Source organism: Pseudomonas sp. TH21, from assembly GCF_016651025.1.
In the GTDB taxonomy this organism is placed as follows: domain Bacteria; phylum Pseudomonadota; class Gammaproteobacteria; order Pseudomonadales; family Pseudomonadaceae; genus Aquipseudomonas; species Aquipseudomonas aylmerensis.
The window spans coordinates 1,938,259-1,954,370 of sequence record NZ_JAEKEQ010000001.1 but is presented as its reverse complement, the minus strand read 5'-3'; the positions used below and the strand labels follow the sequence as shown (position 1 = coordinate 1,954,370).

The window sequence follows — 16,112 nt, the reverse complement described above, 5'->3', positions numbered from 1 at the left end:
AGAGAGCGTAACGGATGGCATTGGTAATTTTTGATTTGGACGACACCCTGATCCACGGCGACTGCGCCACCCTGTGGAGCGAGCAGATGGGCCGCCTGGGCTGGGTCGACCCCGAGTCGTTCATGCGCAGGAACAACGAGCTGATGGACGCCTACAGCCAGGGCAAGCTGGCCATGGAAGACTTCATGGACTTCAGCCTCGAGCCGATGATCGGCCGCACCCCGGAGGAAATCGACCACCTGGTGGAGCCCTGGGTCGAGGACGTGATCGAACCACTGATCTACAGTGACGCCACCAAGACCATCGCCCGCCACCGCGCCAATGGCGACCGCATCCTGGTGATTTCCGCCTCGGGCACCCACCTGGTCACGCCGATTGCGGCGCGGATCGGCATCGATGAAGTGCTGGGGATTGATCTGGAAGTGAGCCATGGCGTGTACAGCGGCCGTACCGTCGGTGTACTGACCTACCGCGAAGGCAAGATCACACGCTTGCTGGAATGGCTGGAGCAGGAAGGCGAGACGCTGGAAGGGGCGTATTTCTACTCGGATTCGCGCAATGACCTGCCGTTGCTGCTGAAGGTGGATCACCCAAACGTGGTGAACCCGGACCCGGTGCTACGCGAGCACGCGGAAAAGGCCGGCTGGCCGATCCATCACTGGGTGTGACACTGCGCTCCTTGAATTGAAATCCAGTCCACTGTGGGAGCGGGCTTGCTCGCGAAAGCGGTTTGTCAGTGAAGAATGTTTCATCTGACACTCCGTTTTCGCCAGCAAGCCCGCTCCCACCGTTTGATCTCATTTCAGCCGGAGACCGGTGTCAGACCAATGTCTCGTCAATCACCAACACCAATTTCCCGGAAATCTGGTTGCTTGCCAAGGCTTCAAACGCCGCCTCGGCATCCTTGATCGGGAACGTCTTGGCCAATTGCGGGGTCAAGCGACCTTCAGTGAACAGCGGCCACACGTGCTGGCTCAAATCACTGAACAGGTCCGCCTTGAACTGATCACTGCGGCTGCGCAGGGTCGAGCCCAACAACTGCACACGCTTGCCCAGCACCTGGGCCAGGTCCAGTTGCGCCTCGCGGCCACCCATCAGGCCGATCAGCACCCAGCGACCGTCCAGGGCCAGCAGCTTGAGGTCCAGCGCGGCGTAGTTGCCGCCGACCGGATCGAGGATGACATCGAACGGCCCGAAGTCCCGCAGCCCTTCGATGCCGTCGGTACGTACCACGCCGCCCTGGGCGCCCAATTCTTCGCAATACGCCAGGCGTTCCGCCGAACCGACACTGACCCAGCACGGGCTGCCAAACGCCTTGCACAGCTGGATCGCCGCCGAGCCCACGCCACTGGCACCGGCATGCAGCAAGACTTTTTCACCCGGCTTGAGGCCCGCCAGTTGGAACAGATTGAGCCACGCCGTGCTGTACACCTCAGGCAATGCGGCCGCTTCGACCAGCGACAGCCCTTCCGGCGCCGGCAGCACATGCCGTGCGTCCACCACCACTTCTTCGGCCATGCCGCCACCGGCCAGCAATGCGCAAACGCGATCGCCCACTTGCCAGGACGAGCCCGCACCGACTTCGCTGATCACCCCGGAACACTCCAGGCCCAGCACATGGCTGGCGCCGGGTGGTGGTGGATAAAGCCCGGCACGCTGTAATAAATCTGCGCGATTGAGGCCCGCAGCCGCCACGCGAATGCGAACTTGGCCTACATCGCAGGTAGGACTTGGTTCTTCCAACCACTCCACATGACCTTCAACGCCTTGCAATGCTTTCACAGTGCCTCCATAGTGAACCTGGACTGAGCCCGTAGCAGTAGCGCCGGGCTTTTTGCATTATGCGACCGGACCATATGGAACCGGCGACTTCAAAGACGGCCTAATATGCGTTATCAATTGCCCCCGCGTCGAATCAGCATGAAGCATTTGTTCCCCAGCACCGCCCTCGCTTTTTTCATTGGTCTCGGCTTCGCGTCGATGTCGACCAATACGTTCGCAGCCAACAGCTGGGACAACCTTCAGCCTGATCGCGATGAGGTGATTGCCAGCCTCAACGTCGTCGAGTTGCTCAAGCGTCATCACTACAGCAAGCCGCCGCTTGACGATGCGCGCTCGGTGATCATCTACGACAGCTACCTCAAGCTGCTGGATCCGTCGCGCAGCTACTTCCTGGCCAGCGATATCGCTGAGTTCGACAAGTGGAAGACCCAGTTCGACGACTTCCTCAAGAGCGGCGACCTGCAGCCCGGCTTCACCATCTACAAGCGTTACCTGGACCGCGTCAAAGCGCGTCTGGACTTCGCCCTGGGTGAGTTGGACAAAGGGGTCGACAAGCTCGACTTCACCCAGAAGGAAACCCTTCTGGTGGATCGCAAGGACGCGCCTTGGCTGACCAGCACCGCCGCGCTCGACGACCTGTGGCGCAAACGCGTCAAGGACGAAGTGCTGCGCCTGAAGATCGCCGGCAAAGAGCCCAAGGCGATCCAGGAGCTGTTGACCAAGCGCTACAAGAATCAGCTGGCACGTCTGGACCAGACCCGTGCCGAAGATATCTTCCAGGCCTACATCAACACCTTCGCGATGTCCTACGATCCGCACACCAATTATCTGTCGCCAGATAACGCGGAAAATTTCGATATCAATATGAGTCTGTCGCTGGAAGGCATCGGTGCCGTCCTGCAAAGCGACAATGACCAGGTCAAGATCGTGCGCCTGGTGCCGGCAGGTCCGGCGGACAAGACCAAGCAAGTGGCCCCGGCCGACAAGATCATCGGTGTGGCCCAGGCCGACAAAGAGATGGTCGATGTGGTCGGCTGGCGCCTGGACGAAGTGGTCAAGCTGATCCGTGGGCCGAAAGGCAGCGTGGTGCGCCTGGAAGTGATTCCGCACACCAATGCACCGAACGACCAGACCAGCAAGATCGTGTCCATCACCCGTGAAGCGGTGAAGCTCGAAGACCAGGCCGTGCAGAAGAAAATCCTCAACCTCAAGCAGGATGGCAAGGATTACAAGCTGGGCGTGATTGAAATCCCGGCCTTCTACCTGGACTTCAAGGCCTTCCGTGCTGGCGATCCGGACTACAAGTCCACCACGCGCGACGTGAAGAAAATCCTCACGGAACTGCAGAAAGACAAAGTCGACGGCGTGGTCATCGACCTGCGCAACAACGGCGGCGGTTCCCTGCAGGAAGCCACCGAGCTGACCAGCCTGTTTATCGACAAGGGTCCGACCGTGTTGGTACGCAACGCTGACGGCCGTGTCGACGTGCTCGAAGATGAAAACCCGGGGGCCTTCTACAAAGGGCCGATGGCGTTGCTGGTCAACCGTCTCTCGGCCTCGGCCTCGGAGATTTTCGCCGGCGCCATGCAAGACTACCACCGTGCACTGATCATCGGCGGCCAGACCTTCGGCAAAGGCACCGTGCAGACCATTCAGCCGCTGAACCATGGCGAACTGAAACTGACCCTGGCCAAGTTCTACCGGGTTTCCGGGCAGAGCACCCAGCATCAGGGCGTGCTGCCGGACATTGATTTCCCGTCGATCATCGACACCAAGGAAATCGGCGAAAGCGCCCTGCCGGAAGCCATGCCGTGGGACACCATCCGTCCTGCGATCAAGCCGGCGTCCGATCCGTTCAAGCCGTTCCTGGCACAGCTCAAGGCTGACCACGACACCCGCTCCGCCAAGGATGCCGAGTTCGTGTTCATCCGCGACAAGCTGGCCCTGGCCAAGAAGCTGATGGAAGAAAAAACCGTCAGCCTCAACGAAGTGGATCGTCGCAAGCAGCACACCGACATCGAAAACCAGCAACTGGTACTGGAAAACATCCGCCGCAAGGCCAAGGGTGAAGATCCACTCAAGGAGCTGAAAAAAGAAGATGAAGATGCGCTGCCGGCCGAAGCCGAGAAAACCAAGCCGGAAGACGACGCTTACCTGGCCGAGACAGGCCGGATCCTGCTGGACTACCTGAAGATCACCAAGCAGGTAGCCAAGCAGTAAATGATGGCGATTTAATGTGATCGCTCCTTGGAGTGTCATCATATAGACATCATTCTGTCGTGAAATGAAGGACCGCAGGCGTCATGCCTGCGGTCCTTTTTTTTCGATCGAGATCGCCATGACCATGACCGAACAGCTGAATGCATTGGGCTCTATCCTGGCTCAAGGCAGTTTGCACAGCCTGTTCCAACCGATCATCTGCCTGTCTGAACGGCGCATTCTCGGCTACGAAGCCCTCAGTCGTGGCCCCTCGAACAGCCCCCTGCACTCCCCTGTCGCCCTGTTTTCGGTGGCCAGCCACGCGGGACGCCTCAGTGAACTGGAAATCGCATGCCGCGAAAGCGCGTGCCGACGCTTCAGTGAACAGAAGCTGCCGGGCAAGCTGTTTCTCAATATCTCGCCGGAATCCCTGATGGAAACCGCGCACCAGCCAGGGCGTACCCTGCAACTGCTGCGCGACTTTGGCATCCCGCCAAGCCAGGTGGTGATCGAACTCACCGAGCAGACGCCCACCGACGACTTCGACCTGCTGCAGACCGCCCTGCACCATTACCGCAACATGGGTTTCGCCATCGCACTGGATGATTTGGGCGCCGGCTATTCCAGCCTGCGGCTGTGGTCGGAGCTGCGCCCGGACTACGTAAAGATCGACCGGCACTTTATCGACGGCATTCACCAGGATGCGCTCAAGCGCGAGTTTGTCGGCTCCATCCTGCAGATCGCCAGGGCCTCCCGCGCCCAGGTGATTGCCGAGGGCATCGAACTGGCGGAAGAGCTGGCTGTGCTGACGGAGATGGGCGTTGACCTGGTCCAGGGCTACCTGCTCTGCCGCCCGCAGGAACAGCCGCCGCAAGAGGCGCGCCTGATGCTGCCCAAGCCGGACAACGCCAACATCGCCCTCAGCGAAGAAGGCAGCGACCTCAGCGCGCTGCTCAACGAACAGCCGGCGGTGGATCAGGACACCGCCACCGCCCAGGTACTGGAGTCATTCCGCCGCCAGGCCAACCTCAACTCGCTGGCAGTGCTGGACGGGCGCGGCCACCCGGTCGGCATCGTGCATCGGCATTCGCTGTCGGATGCGCTGCTCAAGCCGTTCGCCACCGACCTGTTTGCGCGCAAACCGATCAGCCGCTTGATGAGCGATGATTTTCTGGCGGTGGAGTTGAGCCAGTCGCTGCAACAGGTCAGCCGCCTGTTGACCAGCCGCGCGCGGCAGCGCATCGAAGAAGACTTCATCATCACCCTCAATGGCGACTACCTGGGGCTGGGCCGGGTGATCGATGTGCTCAAGCTGATCACCGAGCTGAAAATCCAGCAAGCGCGCTATGCCAACCCGCTGACCCTGCTGCCAGGCAACGTGCCGATCCAGCAATGCCTCACACGGTTGTTGCAGCAGCAGCGCGAGTCGGTGATCTGCTACGTGGACATCGACAGCTTCAAGCCCTTCAACGATATCTACGGTTATGGACGTGGGGATGAGGTGTTGCTGTGCCTGGCGCAGTGCCTGAACGACCGGGTCGACCCGAGCCGCGACTTTGTCGGACACATTGGCGGGGATGATTTTTTGCTGGTGCTGGGGCCGCAGGATTGGCGCAAGCGTCTCAACCAGTTGCTGGATGATTTCCATACCCAATGCCGGCGTTTCTATCGCGCCGAGCACCTCGACGCTGGCTGCTTCGTGGCGTTGAATCGCCAGGGCGTGCGTCAGGAGTTTGCGTTGCTGTCACTGTCGATCGGCGTGGTGCACTTATATCCACAGGCCTGTGGACAACTCGATGCCAGCCAGTTGGCCGAGATGGCATCGCAAGCCAAACACCATGCCAAGGATGTGGCCGGCTACAGCATTCATGTGATCGACAGCATGGACATGCAGCCCCAGGCGCTTTAAGCCTCGGCGGATTCGGGGTACTCGTATTCAAACACCCGCACCACCTCCGAGGCGTGCCAGGAGGCTGCGGCCACCCCATCGGACGGTCCGCTGAACCGGCCCAGGCGCTCCACGCATTCAAAAAAGCCGGTACGCGGCAGGCGACTCGCGCCCTGGCTGATCACCAGTGAGCTGCGCAACGGCTGCTCGGCCTTGGCATCCAGCGCCGCCAGGTGTTCCAGGGCCGCGGCCAGGGTTTGCATGGCCGGCGTCGGGAATTGCAGGCGCTCCAGCAGCGCGCGGTAGGTCAGCAGATGGCGCTGGCGGCGCGCCTGGTCCAGTTCGTTGAGTAACCCATCCCAGTGTTGACGGCTGATACGTAAGCTCAAGATTCATCCCTCCAACCTGCAACGCCCAATTCCCAGGCCAGGCTGCGGCGAATCGCGGCATCCGGCTGGCGTTCACCACTTTCGATCAATCCAAGATACGAGGGGCTGATACCCACGGTGCGGGCCAGGGTCTCGATGGCCAGGCCCTTGGCCTCGCGCAAGCCGCGCAGGTCTGCGAGCGGGCGCATATCCTCAGCGGGGGCGGCGTGGGCAGTAACAGCAGGAGGCGGTGCGGGGTGTGGCTGACCGGCAGCTTTTAGCAGCGCCTGGTACTGGTCCCATGGCAAAACCGCGTATTCGGGCTCGCCATTGCGTGAAATTATCTGAATATCCATGACTGCCCCGTAGGATCACAACACTTACAGCGTAAGTTCTTTCCTTAGGAGTGTAATCCTAACAGCCACAAAGGTCGCAGGGTGATATCCGTATGATCAGTTTTTTTGCGGGTTTTCCTTGGCGAGCAAGGCAGGCGTGGCTGGCAGTCGCTCGACCACCGCGAGTTTTTCCGGACGCTGCGCGTCGCGCCAGGCGCGAAAGGCGCTCAACTCACCGTCGAGGGTCTTCATGACCCACGCCAGCACGGCGATGTCATCGAGCATGCCGAACACCGGAATAAAGTCCGGGATCGCATCGATCGGGCTGAGGAAGTACATCAACCCCGCGACTACCGAGATCAGCGCCTTGGGGCTGATCGCACGGTACTCGCCGCGCCAATAGGCCAGGCACAGGGCCTGGAGCAACTTCAGATCATCCTTGAGCTTGCCCAGGCGATTACCCTGGCTCGAGCCCTTGGCGGCGACGGCGAACAGCAGGGTCGGCAACCGCCCACGACCAAGCAAGCGGGCGGCCATGGGCAAGAAGCGGGTGAAATTGAAGGGTGGTTTCATTCGTCACTCCAGTTCCAGGCGACATAAAAGGTTATCCACACAAATTGTGGATAACCTTGTGAACAGAGCCTATTTTTCCGGCTGAAAGCCACGCAGTACAAGGCTTGCAGTCAGATCGGGCGTTTTTTGCGCACATTAAAAAAACCCAAGATTTCATTGACTTGGCGTAGATGTGCGGCTACCCGTACTCGAGTCTTATATCAGACTCCACGACCCATCATGGGTTCGATCAGATTTCTGCAGGTACTGGCTTGCCAGCCATGAGTGTCAACGATTACGCCAGCATTCTGGAGAAAATGCAGTGGCTCAGCGCTTTTCGTCGACAAGCCGACTCCTCAGGGAAGCACGCGTTTTCCGACGGCCAGAAACAACAACGCCCCGTCGAGACGGGGCGTTGAGTGTTCAGGTGCCGATTACTTCTTGGCGGCAGGTGCTGCAGGGGCTTCAGCCTTGGCTGGGTCCTTGATGGCCAGCAGCTCCAGGTCGAATACCAGCACCGAGTTGGCTGGAATCGCCGGGCTCGGGCTCTGGGCGCCGTAGGCCAGGTCGGACGGGATGTACAGCTCGACCTTCTCGCCTACGTGCATCAGTTGCAGGCCTTCGACCCAACCCGGGATCACGCCGCTGACCGGCAGGTCAATCGGGCTACCGCGATCCACGGAGCTGTCAAAGGTGGTGCCGTTGGTGAGCTTGCCGGTGTAGTGCACAGTCACCACGTCAGTCGGCTTAGGCTGAGGGCCGTCGGCTTTCTTGGTGATCTTGTACTGCAGACCGGAAGCGGTGGTGACTACGCCGTCTTTCTTGGCATTGTCTTCGAGGAATTTCTTGCCGGCGGCTGCCGACTCTTCGCTCATCTTGGTCATGCGTTCTTCAGCACGCTTCTGCAGTGCGGCAAACGCTTCAACCAGCTCGTCGTCTTTGAGCTTCTGCTCTTTCTTGCCGACGGCATCTTCGATGCCCTGGGCTACCGCTTTGGAATCCAGGTCATCCATGCCTTCCTGGGCAAGGCTTTTGCCCATGTTCAGGCCGATACCGTAGGAAGCTTTCTGCGCCGGGGTTTTCAGCTCTACGCTGGTCTGCGAATCACAACCCGCAAGTACCAGGCTAACCAGGGCCACCGCCGCCGCCAACCGATGCTGTTTCATGCTATTTCCTTGTTCATGCGCCAAAAGGGCATTCGAATAAAGTCGCGAGCTTATCAGGCGGCCACGACCAATGGCTACCGGCATGTGAGCAGGAAACTTCCGATAAGTTCACGTGTTTAAAAGCATTTTCATTCATTATGGGGACCCGCGAAGGATCGTGGGACCGCCTACTACCAGGCTCATGGCCACTTGCCGCACTTATGGCGTAGTGGCATAACAACGCGACAACTCGACAAGGATAGTTATCTTGCGCATTTTTTCCCGTGTTTTACTGTTGATATTCATCGTGCTGGGGCTCGCCCTGGCCGTGGTGATCTATTACACCCTCAACCCCAGGCTGCCGGAATACGTGCCCGTGGAGCAGGTGCACTACCAGGATCAATGGAGTGCCGCCGACCGCCAGACCTACTACTTCACGCCCCAGGGCACCCAGGTCAAGGGCCTGCATTACAACTGGTTCACTGCCCTGGAACTGCCGTTTTCCGAACAGCGCTTCGCCACGCCGGAGTACCTGGCGCGCTTCGGCTTCCTGGTCGATCCCAAACAGGTGCCCACCGCGCAAAACCCCGGCAACCTGCCGGTGGGGTTTGCCCGGCACACCAACGCCGGCAGCAGCGTTGAATACCTGGACATCACCTGCGCCGCCTGCCACACCGGCGAGCTGCGCTTCAAGGGCCAGGCCCTGCGCATCGATGGCGGCTCGGCCCAGCATGTGCTGCCGTCCAGTGTGCCCACGTTGCGCGGCGGCAGTTTCGGCCAGGCCCTCGTCGCCAGCCTCGCGGCAACGTATTACAACCCGTGGAAGTTCGAGCGCTTCGCGCGCAAGGTGCTCGGCGATCAGTACGATGCCCAGCACAGCCAACTGCGCCAGGACTTCAAGCAGTCGCTGAACCAGTTCCTGAAAGTTGCCTGGAACGACACCCACCGCGGCCTCTACCCCACCGAAGAAGGCCCGGGCCGTACCGACGCGTTCGGCCGCATCGCCAATGCCAGCTTCGGCGACGCGATTTCGCCGGACAACTATCGCGTCGCCAATGCGCCAGTGGACTACCCGCACCTGTGGGATATCTGGACCTTCGACTGGGTGCAATGGAACGGCTCGGCCCAGCAGCCGATGGCGCGCAATATCGGCGAAGCCCTCGGTGTAGGCGCCACCCTGACCTTCTTCGACAGCGCCGGCCAACCGCTCCAGGGTGACGCGCGCTACCCATCGAGCGTGCGCGTACGCGACCTCAACCTGATCGAAGAAACCCTGCAACGGCTCAAACCGCCGACCTGGCCGGAAGACCTGTTCGGCGCCATCGACAAGCCCCTCGCCGCCCAGGGCCGCGCACTGTTCGCGGAAAATTGCGCCGGTTGCCATGTGCCGACCGTCACCCAGGAAAACGGCCGCCCGGTCCAGCAACTGAAAATGCTCCCGGTGGAGTACATCGGCACCGACCCCGGCACCGCCAGCAACATTGCCGACCAGCGCTATGACCTCAGCGCCCTGCAGTGGGACCCGGCGGAGCTGGCCAAGTTGAATGTCGAGCTGCACCCCACGCCGACCGAGCCGCTGGACCTGAAAAAAATGTCCGTGGCCAAGGGCCTGGCCTACGTCACGGCGTTCGTTGAAGAGCACGCCTATCGCGCCGCCGGCGTCACCCCCGCCGAGCGCCCGCAGCTGGATGGCTATGGGCTGCCCATCGGCGTGCGTGAGCTGCGCGCCTACAAGGCCCGTCCGCTGGCCGGCGTGTGGGCCACCCCGCCGTTCCTGCACAACGGCTCGGTGCCGACGATCTACCAATTGCTCTCGCCCCAGGACGAGCGCAGCACCACCTTCTATAAAGGCACGTTCGACTATGACCCGCGCCACCTGGGCTTCCAGACCGCCGTGTTCAAGAACGCCTTCCTGTTCGATACAAAACTCACCGGCAACCACAACAGCGGCCACGAATTCCGTGCCGGCCAACGTGGCAACGGCGTTATCGGCCGCGGCTTGCTGCCGCAGGAACGCTGGGCGCTGCTGGAATACCTGAAAGTGCTGGGCGGCCCGCTGGAGCAACAACTGCCATGATTATTCGATCTCAATACGACCGACCTTCCCTGCTCTCCCGTCTCTGGCTGCGCCTCGGCGCGTGGCTCGGCAAGACCCTGCTGTGGCTGGTCGGCCTGGGCCTGCTCGGCTGGCTCGCCGCGACCGCCTGGTACGCCTGGCAGCACAGTGGCCCGGTCTCACCGAACGAGCAGGTCCCGCCAGGTGAAGCGGCGATGACCCAGGGCATTATCCAGACAGCAGTGCGCATCGTTGACCAGCACCGCGAAGGCACGCGCTACCTGCGCGATGCCCACGCCAAGGCGCATGGCTGTGTGAAGGCCGAAGTCAGTGTGCTGGCGGACCTGGACCCGGCCTTGCGCCAGGGCGTGTTCGCCGAGCCGGGCAAGACCTGGCAGGCGCTGATTCGGCTGTCCAACGGCAACGCCTACCCGCAGTTCGACAGCATCCGCGATGCCCGCGGCATGGCGCTGAAGTTGCTGGATGTGCCGGGCAAACAACTGCTGGCGGATCAGCAAAACCGCACAGAGCAGGACTTCGTGATGTTCAGCCACCCGAATTTCTTTGTCAGCGATGTGGCGGAATACGCGCAGAACATCGGCGCACAAGCGGATGGCAAGAAAGTCCTCGCGTTCTTCCCCAAGGTCGACCCGCGCAGTTGGCAGGTACGGCATCTGTTTATCGCCCTGGCGACCCTGGCACCCGCCCCTGCCAGCCCGACGCAGACCACCTATTTTTCGGTATCGCCCTACAAGTTCGGTGCGGCCAACGCCAAGTTCCGCGTGGCACCCGATCCGCAGGATTGCCCGGAATACGTGCTACCCAAACAGAACCAGGACCTGCCCAACTTCCTGCGCAGCGCCTTGAGCCAACAGTTGTCCACCGACCGCGTGCCGGCGTGTTTCGTGCTGCAGATCCAGCGACAGAACCCGCAGAAATTCATGCCGATCGAAGACACCAGTATCGAATGGCAGGAGAGCGATGCGCCCTATGAGAGCGTGGCCAAGGTGCGCATCCCGGCCCAGGATTTCGATACCCCCGAGCAGAACCTGGCGTGTGACAACCAGTCGTTCAACCCCTGGTTCGGTGTGGCGGAGCATCGCCCCATCGGCGGTATCAACCGCTTGCGCAAGGCGGTGTACGAAGCGATCAGCGATTACCGTCACAGCCGCAACAACCCGTAAAGAGTGCGTAATAACGGGCCCGGCGCCGTAAGGATTGCGTCGGGTCTATTGAGCCATTTTCGGCGCGAAACTACCGTGGATGCCTACTCCATCACGTAGGCATTTTCCATGGAAAGCTCAACCCTCGGCATGCTCGTCCTGACCATAATCGCCGTGTTCGGCACCGCCTCATTTTGCTTCGAGCACCTGGCCACGCGCCAGACGCGCAAGAAAAAAGCCAAGTAGGCGTCAGGCTCGGGTATCGGGTACCGGGTCGTTGATCACCAGTTCTTCGGGGATCTCGTCCACCCGTGGGTCGAGCACTGCAGCCATGGCCCCCATCGGATGTTCCGGCATGGCCACGTGGTGCAACGGCGCGCCTTCGACCCGATACTCGCCGGTGACCTGCTTGGGCTGTACACGCCAGATCAGCAACAGCGCGCAGGCCGAAAACAACATGTAGAACGCACCGTGGCCGTAGCTGTTCATCAGTGCGCCGCTGAGCATCGGCCCCAGGCACGCGCCAATCCCGTGGGTCGCCAGCATCATCGCGCTCAAGGGCACGCGCCGGGGCTGTTCGACGTTGTCATTGGCCAGCGCTACCGCCAGCGGGTACAGCGTGAACAGCAGCAAACCGCTGAGAAAGCCGAACACCAGCAACAAGGCATACGGCAGTTGCACCAGCCCCCACAGCGGAATCACCACCAGCCCCAGGGCCAGGGCGCAGCTACGGATCAACCGGGACCGATCAATGCGATCCGACAGCCAGCCGATCGGCCACTGCCCGCACAGCCCGGCAAAGATCGACACCGCGACGAAGGTGCTGGCCTGGGCCGTGCTCAGGCCGTTGCGCGTGGCGAATACCGGTGCCAACGCGTAAAACGCGCCGATCATCAGGCCGGTGACGAACACGGTGGTCAGCGCCTGCGGCACCCGCCGCCAGAAAAACCCCACTTCCAGCGGCGCCGCCACCAGCTTGGCCGGGTGCAGACGCTTGGTCATGGTCACCGGCAGCAGGCACGCGGCAAAGCAGATCGCCACGATTATCAGCGGCTTGAAATCCAGCTCCGGGCGCCAGATCAATACGCCCTGCCCCAACATCAAACCCAGGGACACCGCCACCATGTAGCCAGCAAACACCGCGCCGCGCTGGTTGTTTTCCGCCTGCTCGTTCAGCCAGCTTTCAATGACCATGTACTGGTTCATCATGACCAGGCCCATCACGAATCGCAGCACCAGCCAGAACGCCAACTGCTCGAACAGCACATGCAGCAGCACGATGATGGTGGCGACGCCTGCACACGCCACATACGAGCGCACATGCCCGACGCCCGCGATCATGCGGTGGCCGAACTTGGCCCCGCAGACCATGCCACCGTAGTACGCCGCCGTCAGCGCGCCGATCCACAGCTCGTTGATGCCCTGACTGCTCAAGCGCAGGCCGATAAAACTGAAAAACAGCCCGTTGCCGGTGAGCATCAGGATGGTCGCGCTGTACAGCGCGGGGAAGGTCAGGAAAGTCAGGTTCATGGTGGCAAGTCGAAAGTTAGAGGGTGTCGTTCATATGGCTGGCCTGGGCCAGCAACCATTGGCGAAAGCTGCGCGCAGCCGAGGGCAGGTTGCGGTGGTGCGGTTGCATCAGGTGCAGGCGACCCCGGCTGTGCATGGTTTGGGGCAAGGCCATCTGCAGGCGACCGGCAGCCAGTTCGCCCATCAGCAAACTCTTCCAGCCCAGGGCCACGCCGTGGCCCATGACCGCCGATTGCATCAACAGTTGATAGCTGTTGGTGCGCAATGCATGACGCGGGGTGTGGTAATGGGCGCCGACATCGGCGAACCAGTCGGTCCAGGTCAGCCAGTCATGGGAGTGGTCCTCGACGATCAGCAACGTATGGGCATGCAGCAACTGTTGCACGTCGCTGATCGGGCCGTGACGCTCGATATAACCGGGGCTGCACACCGCGATGACCTGCTCGCGCGCGAACACCGGCGACAGTTCCAGGTCGTGGGGTGGCGGCAGCTCATCGAGGTGATAGAACAGGCCCAGGTCGTACTCGCTCACATCCAGATGATCAGGACTTTCGCTGCACAGGATGCGGATATCCAGGTCCGGGTGTTCGCGCTGGAACTCCGGCAGCAGGCCGGCGAGCCAGATCGAACTGATGGTCGGCGTGCTGGCCAGGGTCAATTGGCGATCGGCGCCGCGCCGACGCAACTCGGCGGACTCGCGGTCAAGTTCGCGCAACAGCCGCTGGACGGTCCGAAAGTAGCGAACCCCGGCGGGCGTCAGGCTCAATCCCAGCGCCAGCCGGTAGAACAACGGGCGCGCCAGGTCTTCTTCCAGACGCTTGATCTGGCGGCTGACCGCGCTCTGGGTCAGGTTCAGTTCATGGGCAGCCTGGGTAAAACTCAGATGACGGGCCGCCGCTTCGAACGTCTGCAGGCAGTTGAGGGGCGGAAGGTCGACGTTTCGGCGTGACATAAGCGGTTCCAATGGCAGAACGGGCCCGGGTTTGGCCGGGCCCGCAGAGATCACGTGGCCAGGCATCCTGCCAGTTGCTGACTCACAGCGCGACCCTGGCCACGCGCTTGCTCCATTGCCGACGGTGTTCCAACTGGCCGTTCTCCCAGGCCGTCTGCTCCGCCTCGACGTAGAACCACTCGGCATCGGCGTGCACGCTCAGGCGGCTTTCCACCTCCACCTCCCAGGCATCGCGGCCCACCCGATAGTGCCACTGGATATCGGCACGGGTGGACAGCGGGTCCCAGGGCAAGGTGCGATATTGCTCGGTGCAGCGCTGGTCCACGGACAGGCCGTGATCGGTAAAGCGCACGGCCCCCAGGTCGTCTTCGATCTTCACGCAGACTTCGCCACTGCCGACGTCTTCGATCAATGTGCGTTTCGGCGCGGCGGCACGCAAGACTTCCAGGGCCGCCGGGGGTGCCGATTGTGGCGCCTCGAACGGGCAGTCCACCGCTTCGCCGACGAATACCGGCAGTTGCAGGCTTTGCACACCCGGCAGCAGGGTCAGCGTGGTCAGCTCGCGACTCGGCCACAGCAACGGGAAACTCGCGGTGCTCAAGGCCAGGCGCAAGCGATAGCCGGCCGGCAAACGCATGCCGATATGATCGAGGCTCAGCTGCACGTCCATCGCTTCACCCGGAACTACCGGTGTGACGTGGGAAAAGTCTTCGCGAAGAGTGAGATTAAGTACGGCATAACTGATCTGCGTGACCTGCCCATCCGGCGCCACCGCATTCAGGCGCGCGACCAATTGCCCGCAGGTTGTATCGCTGGCCAGGCGCAAAGTGAGGCGTACATCGCCCAACAGCGCCAAGGGTTCGGTCAGCGGCTGGGAGTCGAAGCACAGCGAATGGGCATCATCGCGACGCTGGTCCGTCGGCCCGTCGGGGCCAAACCAGATGGCGCAGTATTCACCCTGGTGCAAGCCAGTGGTCAACGGCGAACACACGCTGCGGGGCGCGGCCAATGCGTGATTGCCGGGCGTGAGGCCACGCTCGTCGAGACTGAAATCGCGCCACTGCACTTGCGGGTCCGGCCAGCCCGAGGTCTGCACCCAAATGCCGGGACGCTCGGCGTAACTGCCTTTGGGTGACAGAATATCCTGTAGGTAAAAGGTGCATGCGGCAGTGTCCATCACGCCATTTTCGATACCTTTAAGCCAGTAATCCCACCAGCGCAGGGCTTCTTGCAGGAACCCGATAGCCGGATTCGGCACGGCAAAATGCGGATACTTGTGAATCCACGGGCCAATCATGGCCTTCCTGGGGCCCGGCAGGTGCTCCATCAGGCGCGAGACCGTGTTGCGGTAAGCGTCGCCCCAGCCACCGACGGCGTACACCGCCGCCTTGATCTTCGAATAGTCCTCGCACACCGAACCGTGGCGCCAATAGTCATCGCGGGTCTGATGTTTCAGCCAGGTTTCGGCGAGCAGCGGCATGCCCTCCAGGCGCTGGTGCCAGAGGGTTTTCCAGGCGTCGCCCACCAGCAGGGGATCGGGCACCGCGGCGCTGAAGTTGAGCATGGTCGCGGCCCAGCCGAAGTTCTCCATCAGCAGGTTGCCGCCCTTGTAGTGGATGTCGTCGGCAAAGCGGTCATCGGTGGAACACAAGGTGATGATCGCCTTCAACGCCTCGGGCTGGCGCGCTGCGACCTGCAGGCCGTTGAAGCCGCCCCACGAGATGCCCATCATGCCGACGTTGCCGTCGCACCAGGGTTGCCGGCACAACCAGTCGATCACTTCGAGGGCGTCGTCCTGCTCCTGCAGCAGGTATTCGTCGGCCATCAGGCCTTCGGATTCGCCGTTGCCACGCATGTCCACGCGCACACACACATAACCCTGGCCCGCCATCCACGGGTGGGTCAGCGCATCGCGCACGGCAGTGCCGTCGCGCTTGCGGTACGGCAGGTATTCCAGGATCGCCGGAAAGGTCTGCAAACCGGCGACTTCCGGCAGCCAGATGCGCGCGGCCAGTTGGGTGCCGTCCTTCAAGGGGATCAGGCAATGCTCGATTTCACGGACCTTGTAGGCAAACTCGGTAACGATTTCCATCGGTAGCTCCAAACGCGTTTATTGCAAACAAACGACTCCCCCGCGCCCGC

General features: G+C 61.6%; 14 protein-coding genes. 6 read left to right on the top strand and 8 right to left on the bottom strand.

The annotated features are described in order from the left end of the window. Positions 1-14: 14 nt before the first annotated feature. The gene (locus tag JFU04_RS08815; protein ID WP_065901351.1) at positions 15-668 is read left to right on the top strand and encodes an HAD family hydrolase; all 654 of its coding nucleotides are present in this window, start codon (positions 15-17) and stop codon (positions 666-668) included. Between the two features lie 151 nt (positions 669-819). Here JFU04_RS08815 and JFU04_RS08810 read toward each other — a convergent pair whose 3' ends face one another. Next, positions 820-1,782 carry a zinc-binding dehydrogenase gene (locus tag JFU04_RS08810; RefSeq protein WP_201143867.1) on the bottom strand — a complete coding sequence of 321 codons (963 nt, stop codon included), beginning with the start codon at positions 1,780-1,782 and terminating at the stop codon, positions 820-822. A gap of 138 nt (positions 1,783-1,920) precedes the next feature. On the opposite strand from JFU04_RS08810, the gene JFU04_RS08805 reads away from it, so the two are divergent. Next, a complete protein-coding gene (locus tag JFU04_RS08805; protein ID WP_226939950.1) occupies positions 1,921-4,002 on the top strand; it encodes a carboxy terminal-processing peptidase in 2,082 nt (693 codons plus the stop codon). A 118-nt stretch (positions 4,003-4,120) separates the two neighbouring features. Next, on the top strand, positions 4,121-5,890 hold the full coding sequence (locus JFU04_RS08800) for a bifunctional diguanylate cyclase/phosphodiesterase (protein ID WP_065901923.1): 1,770 nt from the start codon (positions 4,121-4,123) through the stop codon (positions 5,888-5,890). On the opposite strand, the gene JFU04_RS08795 is transcribed toward JFU04_RS08800, so the two are convergent. From JFU04_RS08795 to JFU04_RS08785, 3 genes are all read right to left on the bottom strand, one after another. Further along, positions 5,887-6,258: a hypothetical protein gene (locus JFU04_RS08795; protein ID WP_005786715.1), complete on the bottom strand. Its 372-nt coding sequence runs from the start codon at positions 6,256-6,258 to the stop codon at positions 5,887-5,889. The genes JFU04_RS08800 and JFU04_RS08795 overlap by 4 nt on opposite strands. Beyond that, positions 6,255-6,593 carry a helix-turn-helix domain-containing protein gene (locus JFU04_RS08790; RefSeq protein ID WP_201143866.1) on the bottom strand — a complete coding sequence of 113 codons (339 nt, stop codon included), beginning with the start codon at positions 6,591-6,593 and terminating at the stop codon, positions 6,255-6,257. Before JFU04_RS08790 ends, JFU04_RS08795 begins: the two co-directional genes overlap by 4 nt. Before the next feature lie 96 nt (positions 6,594-6,689). Continuing rightward, positions 6,690-7,145, bottom strand: coding sequence for a YkvA family protein (locus JFU04_RS08785; protein WP_065901361.1), 456 nt, complete (start codon positions 7,143-7,145; stop codon positions 6,690-6,692). Between the two features lie 260 nt (positions 7,146-7,405). Between JFU04_RS08785 and JFU04_RS08780 the strand changes: the two genes are divergently transcribed. Further along, positions 7,406-7,543 (top strand): hypothetical protein, encoded by a 138-nt coding sequence (locus tag JFU04_RS08780; RefSeq protein WP_201143865.1) that lies wholly within the window; start codon positions 7,406-7,408, stop codon positions 7,541-7,543. A 15-nt stretch (positions 7,544-7,558) separates the two neighbouring features. Here JFU04_RS08780 and JFU04_RS08775 read toward each other — a convergent pair whose 3' ends face one another. Then, entirely contained in the window at positions 7,559-8,290 is a 732-nt protein-coding gene (locus tag JFU04_RS08775; RefSeq protein WP_012723274.1) for an FKBP-type peptidyl-prolyl cis-trans isomerase, read from the bottom strand. A 247-nt stretch (positions 8,291-8,537) separates the two neighbouring features. Between JFU04_RS08775 and JFU04_RS08770 the strand changes: the two genes are divergently transcribed. Further along, the gene (locus JFU04_RS08770; RefSeq protein ID WP_201143864.1) at positions 8,538-10,346 is read left to right on the top strand and encodes a di-heme-cytochrome C peroxidase; all 1,809 of its coding nucleotides are present in this window, start codon (positions 8,538-8,540) and stop codon (positions 10,344-10,346) included. Continuing rightward, positions 10,343-11,509, top strand: a complete 1,167-nt coding sequence (locus JFU04_RS08765; RefSeq protein ID WP_201143863.1) for a catalase family protein — start codon at positions 10,343-10,345, stop codon at positions 11,507-11,509. The genes JFU04_RS08770 and JFU04_RS08765 overlap by 4 nt, the downstream gene beginning before the upstream one ends. Positions 11,510-11,737: 228 nt before the next feature. Here the strand turns inward: JFU04_RS08765 and JFU04_RS08760 are convergent, their stop codons facing one another. The 3 genes from JFU04_RS08760 to JFU04_RS08750 all read right to left on the bottom strand — a co-directional run bounded on the left by JFU04_RS08760 (position 11,738) and on the right by JFU04_RS08750 (position 16,062). Next, positions 11,738-13,018, bottom strand: coding sequence for an MFS transporter (locus JFU04_RS08760; protein WP_106804655.1), 1,281 nt, complete (start codon positions 13,016-13,018; stop codon positions 11,738-11,740). Positions 13,019-13,034: 16 nt separating this feature from the next. After that, positions 13,035-13,970 carry a LysR substrate-binding domain-containing protein gene (locus JFU04_RS08755; protein ID WP_065901379.1) on the bottom strand — a complete coding sequence of 312 codons (936 nt, stop codon included), beginning with the start codon at positions 13,968-13,970 and terminating at the stop codon, positions 13,035-13,037. An 82-nt stretch (positions 13,971-14,052) separates the two neighbouring features. Continuing rightward, positions 14,053-16,062, bottom strand: a complete 2,010-nt coding sequence (locus tag JFU04_RS08750) for a CocE/NonD family hydrolase (protein WP_201143862.1) — start codon at positions 16,060-16,062, stop codon at positions 14,053-14,055. Between the last annotated feature and the right edge of the window lie 50 nt (positions 16,063-16,112).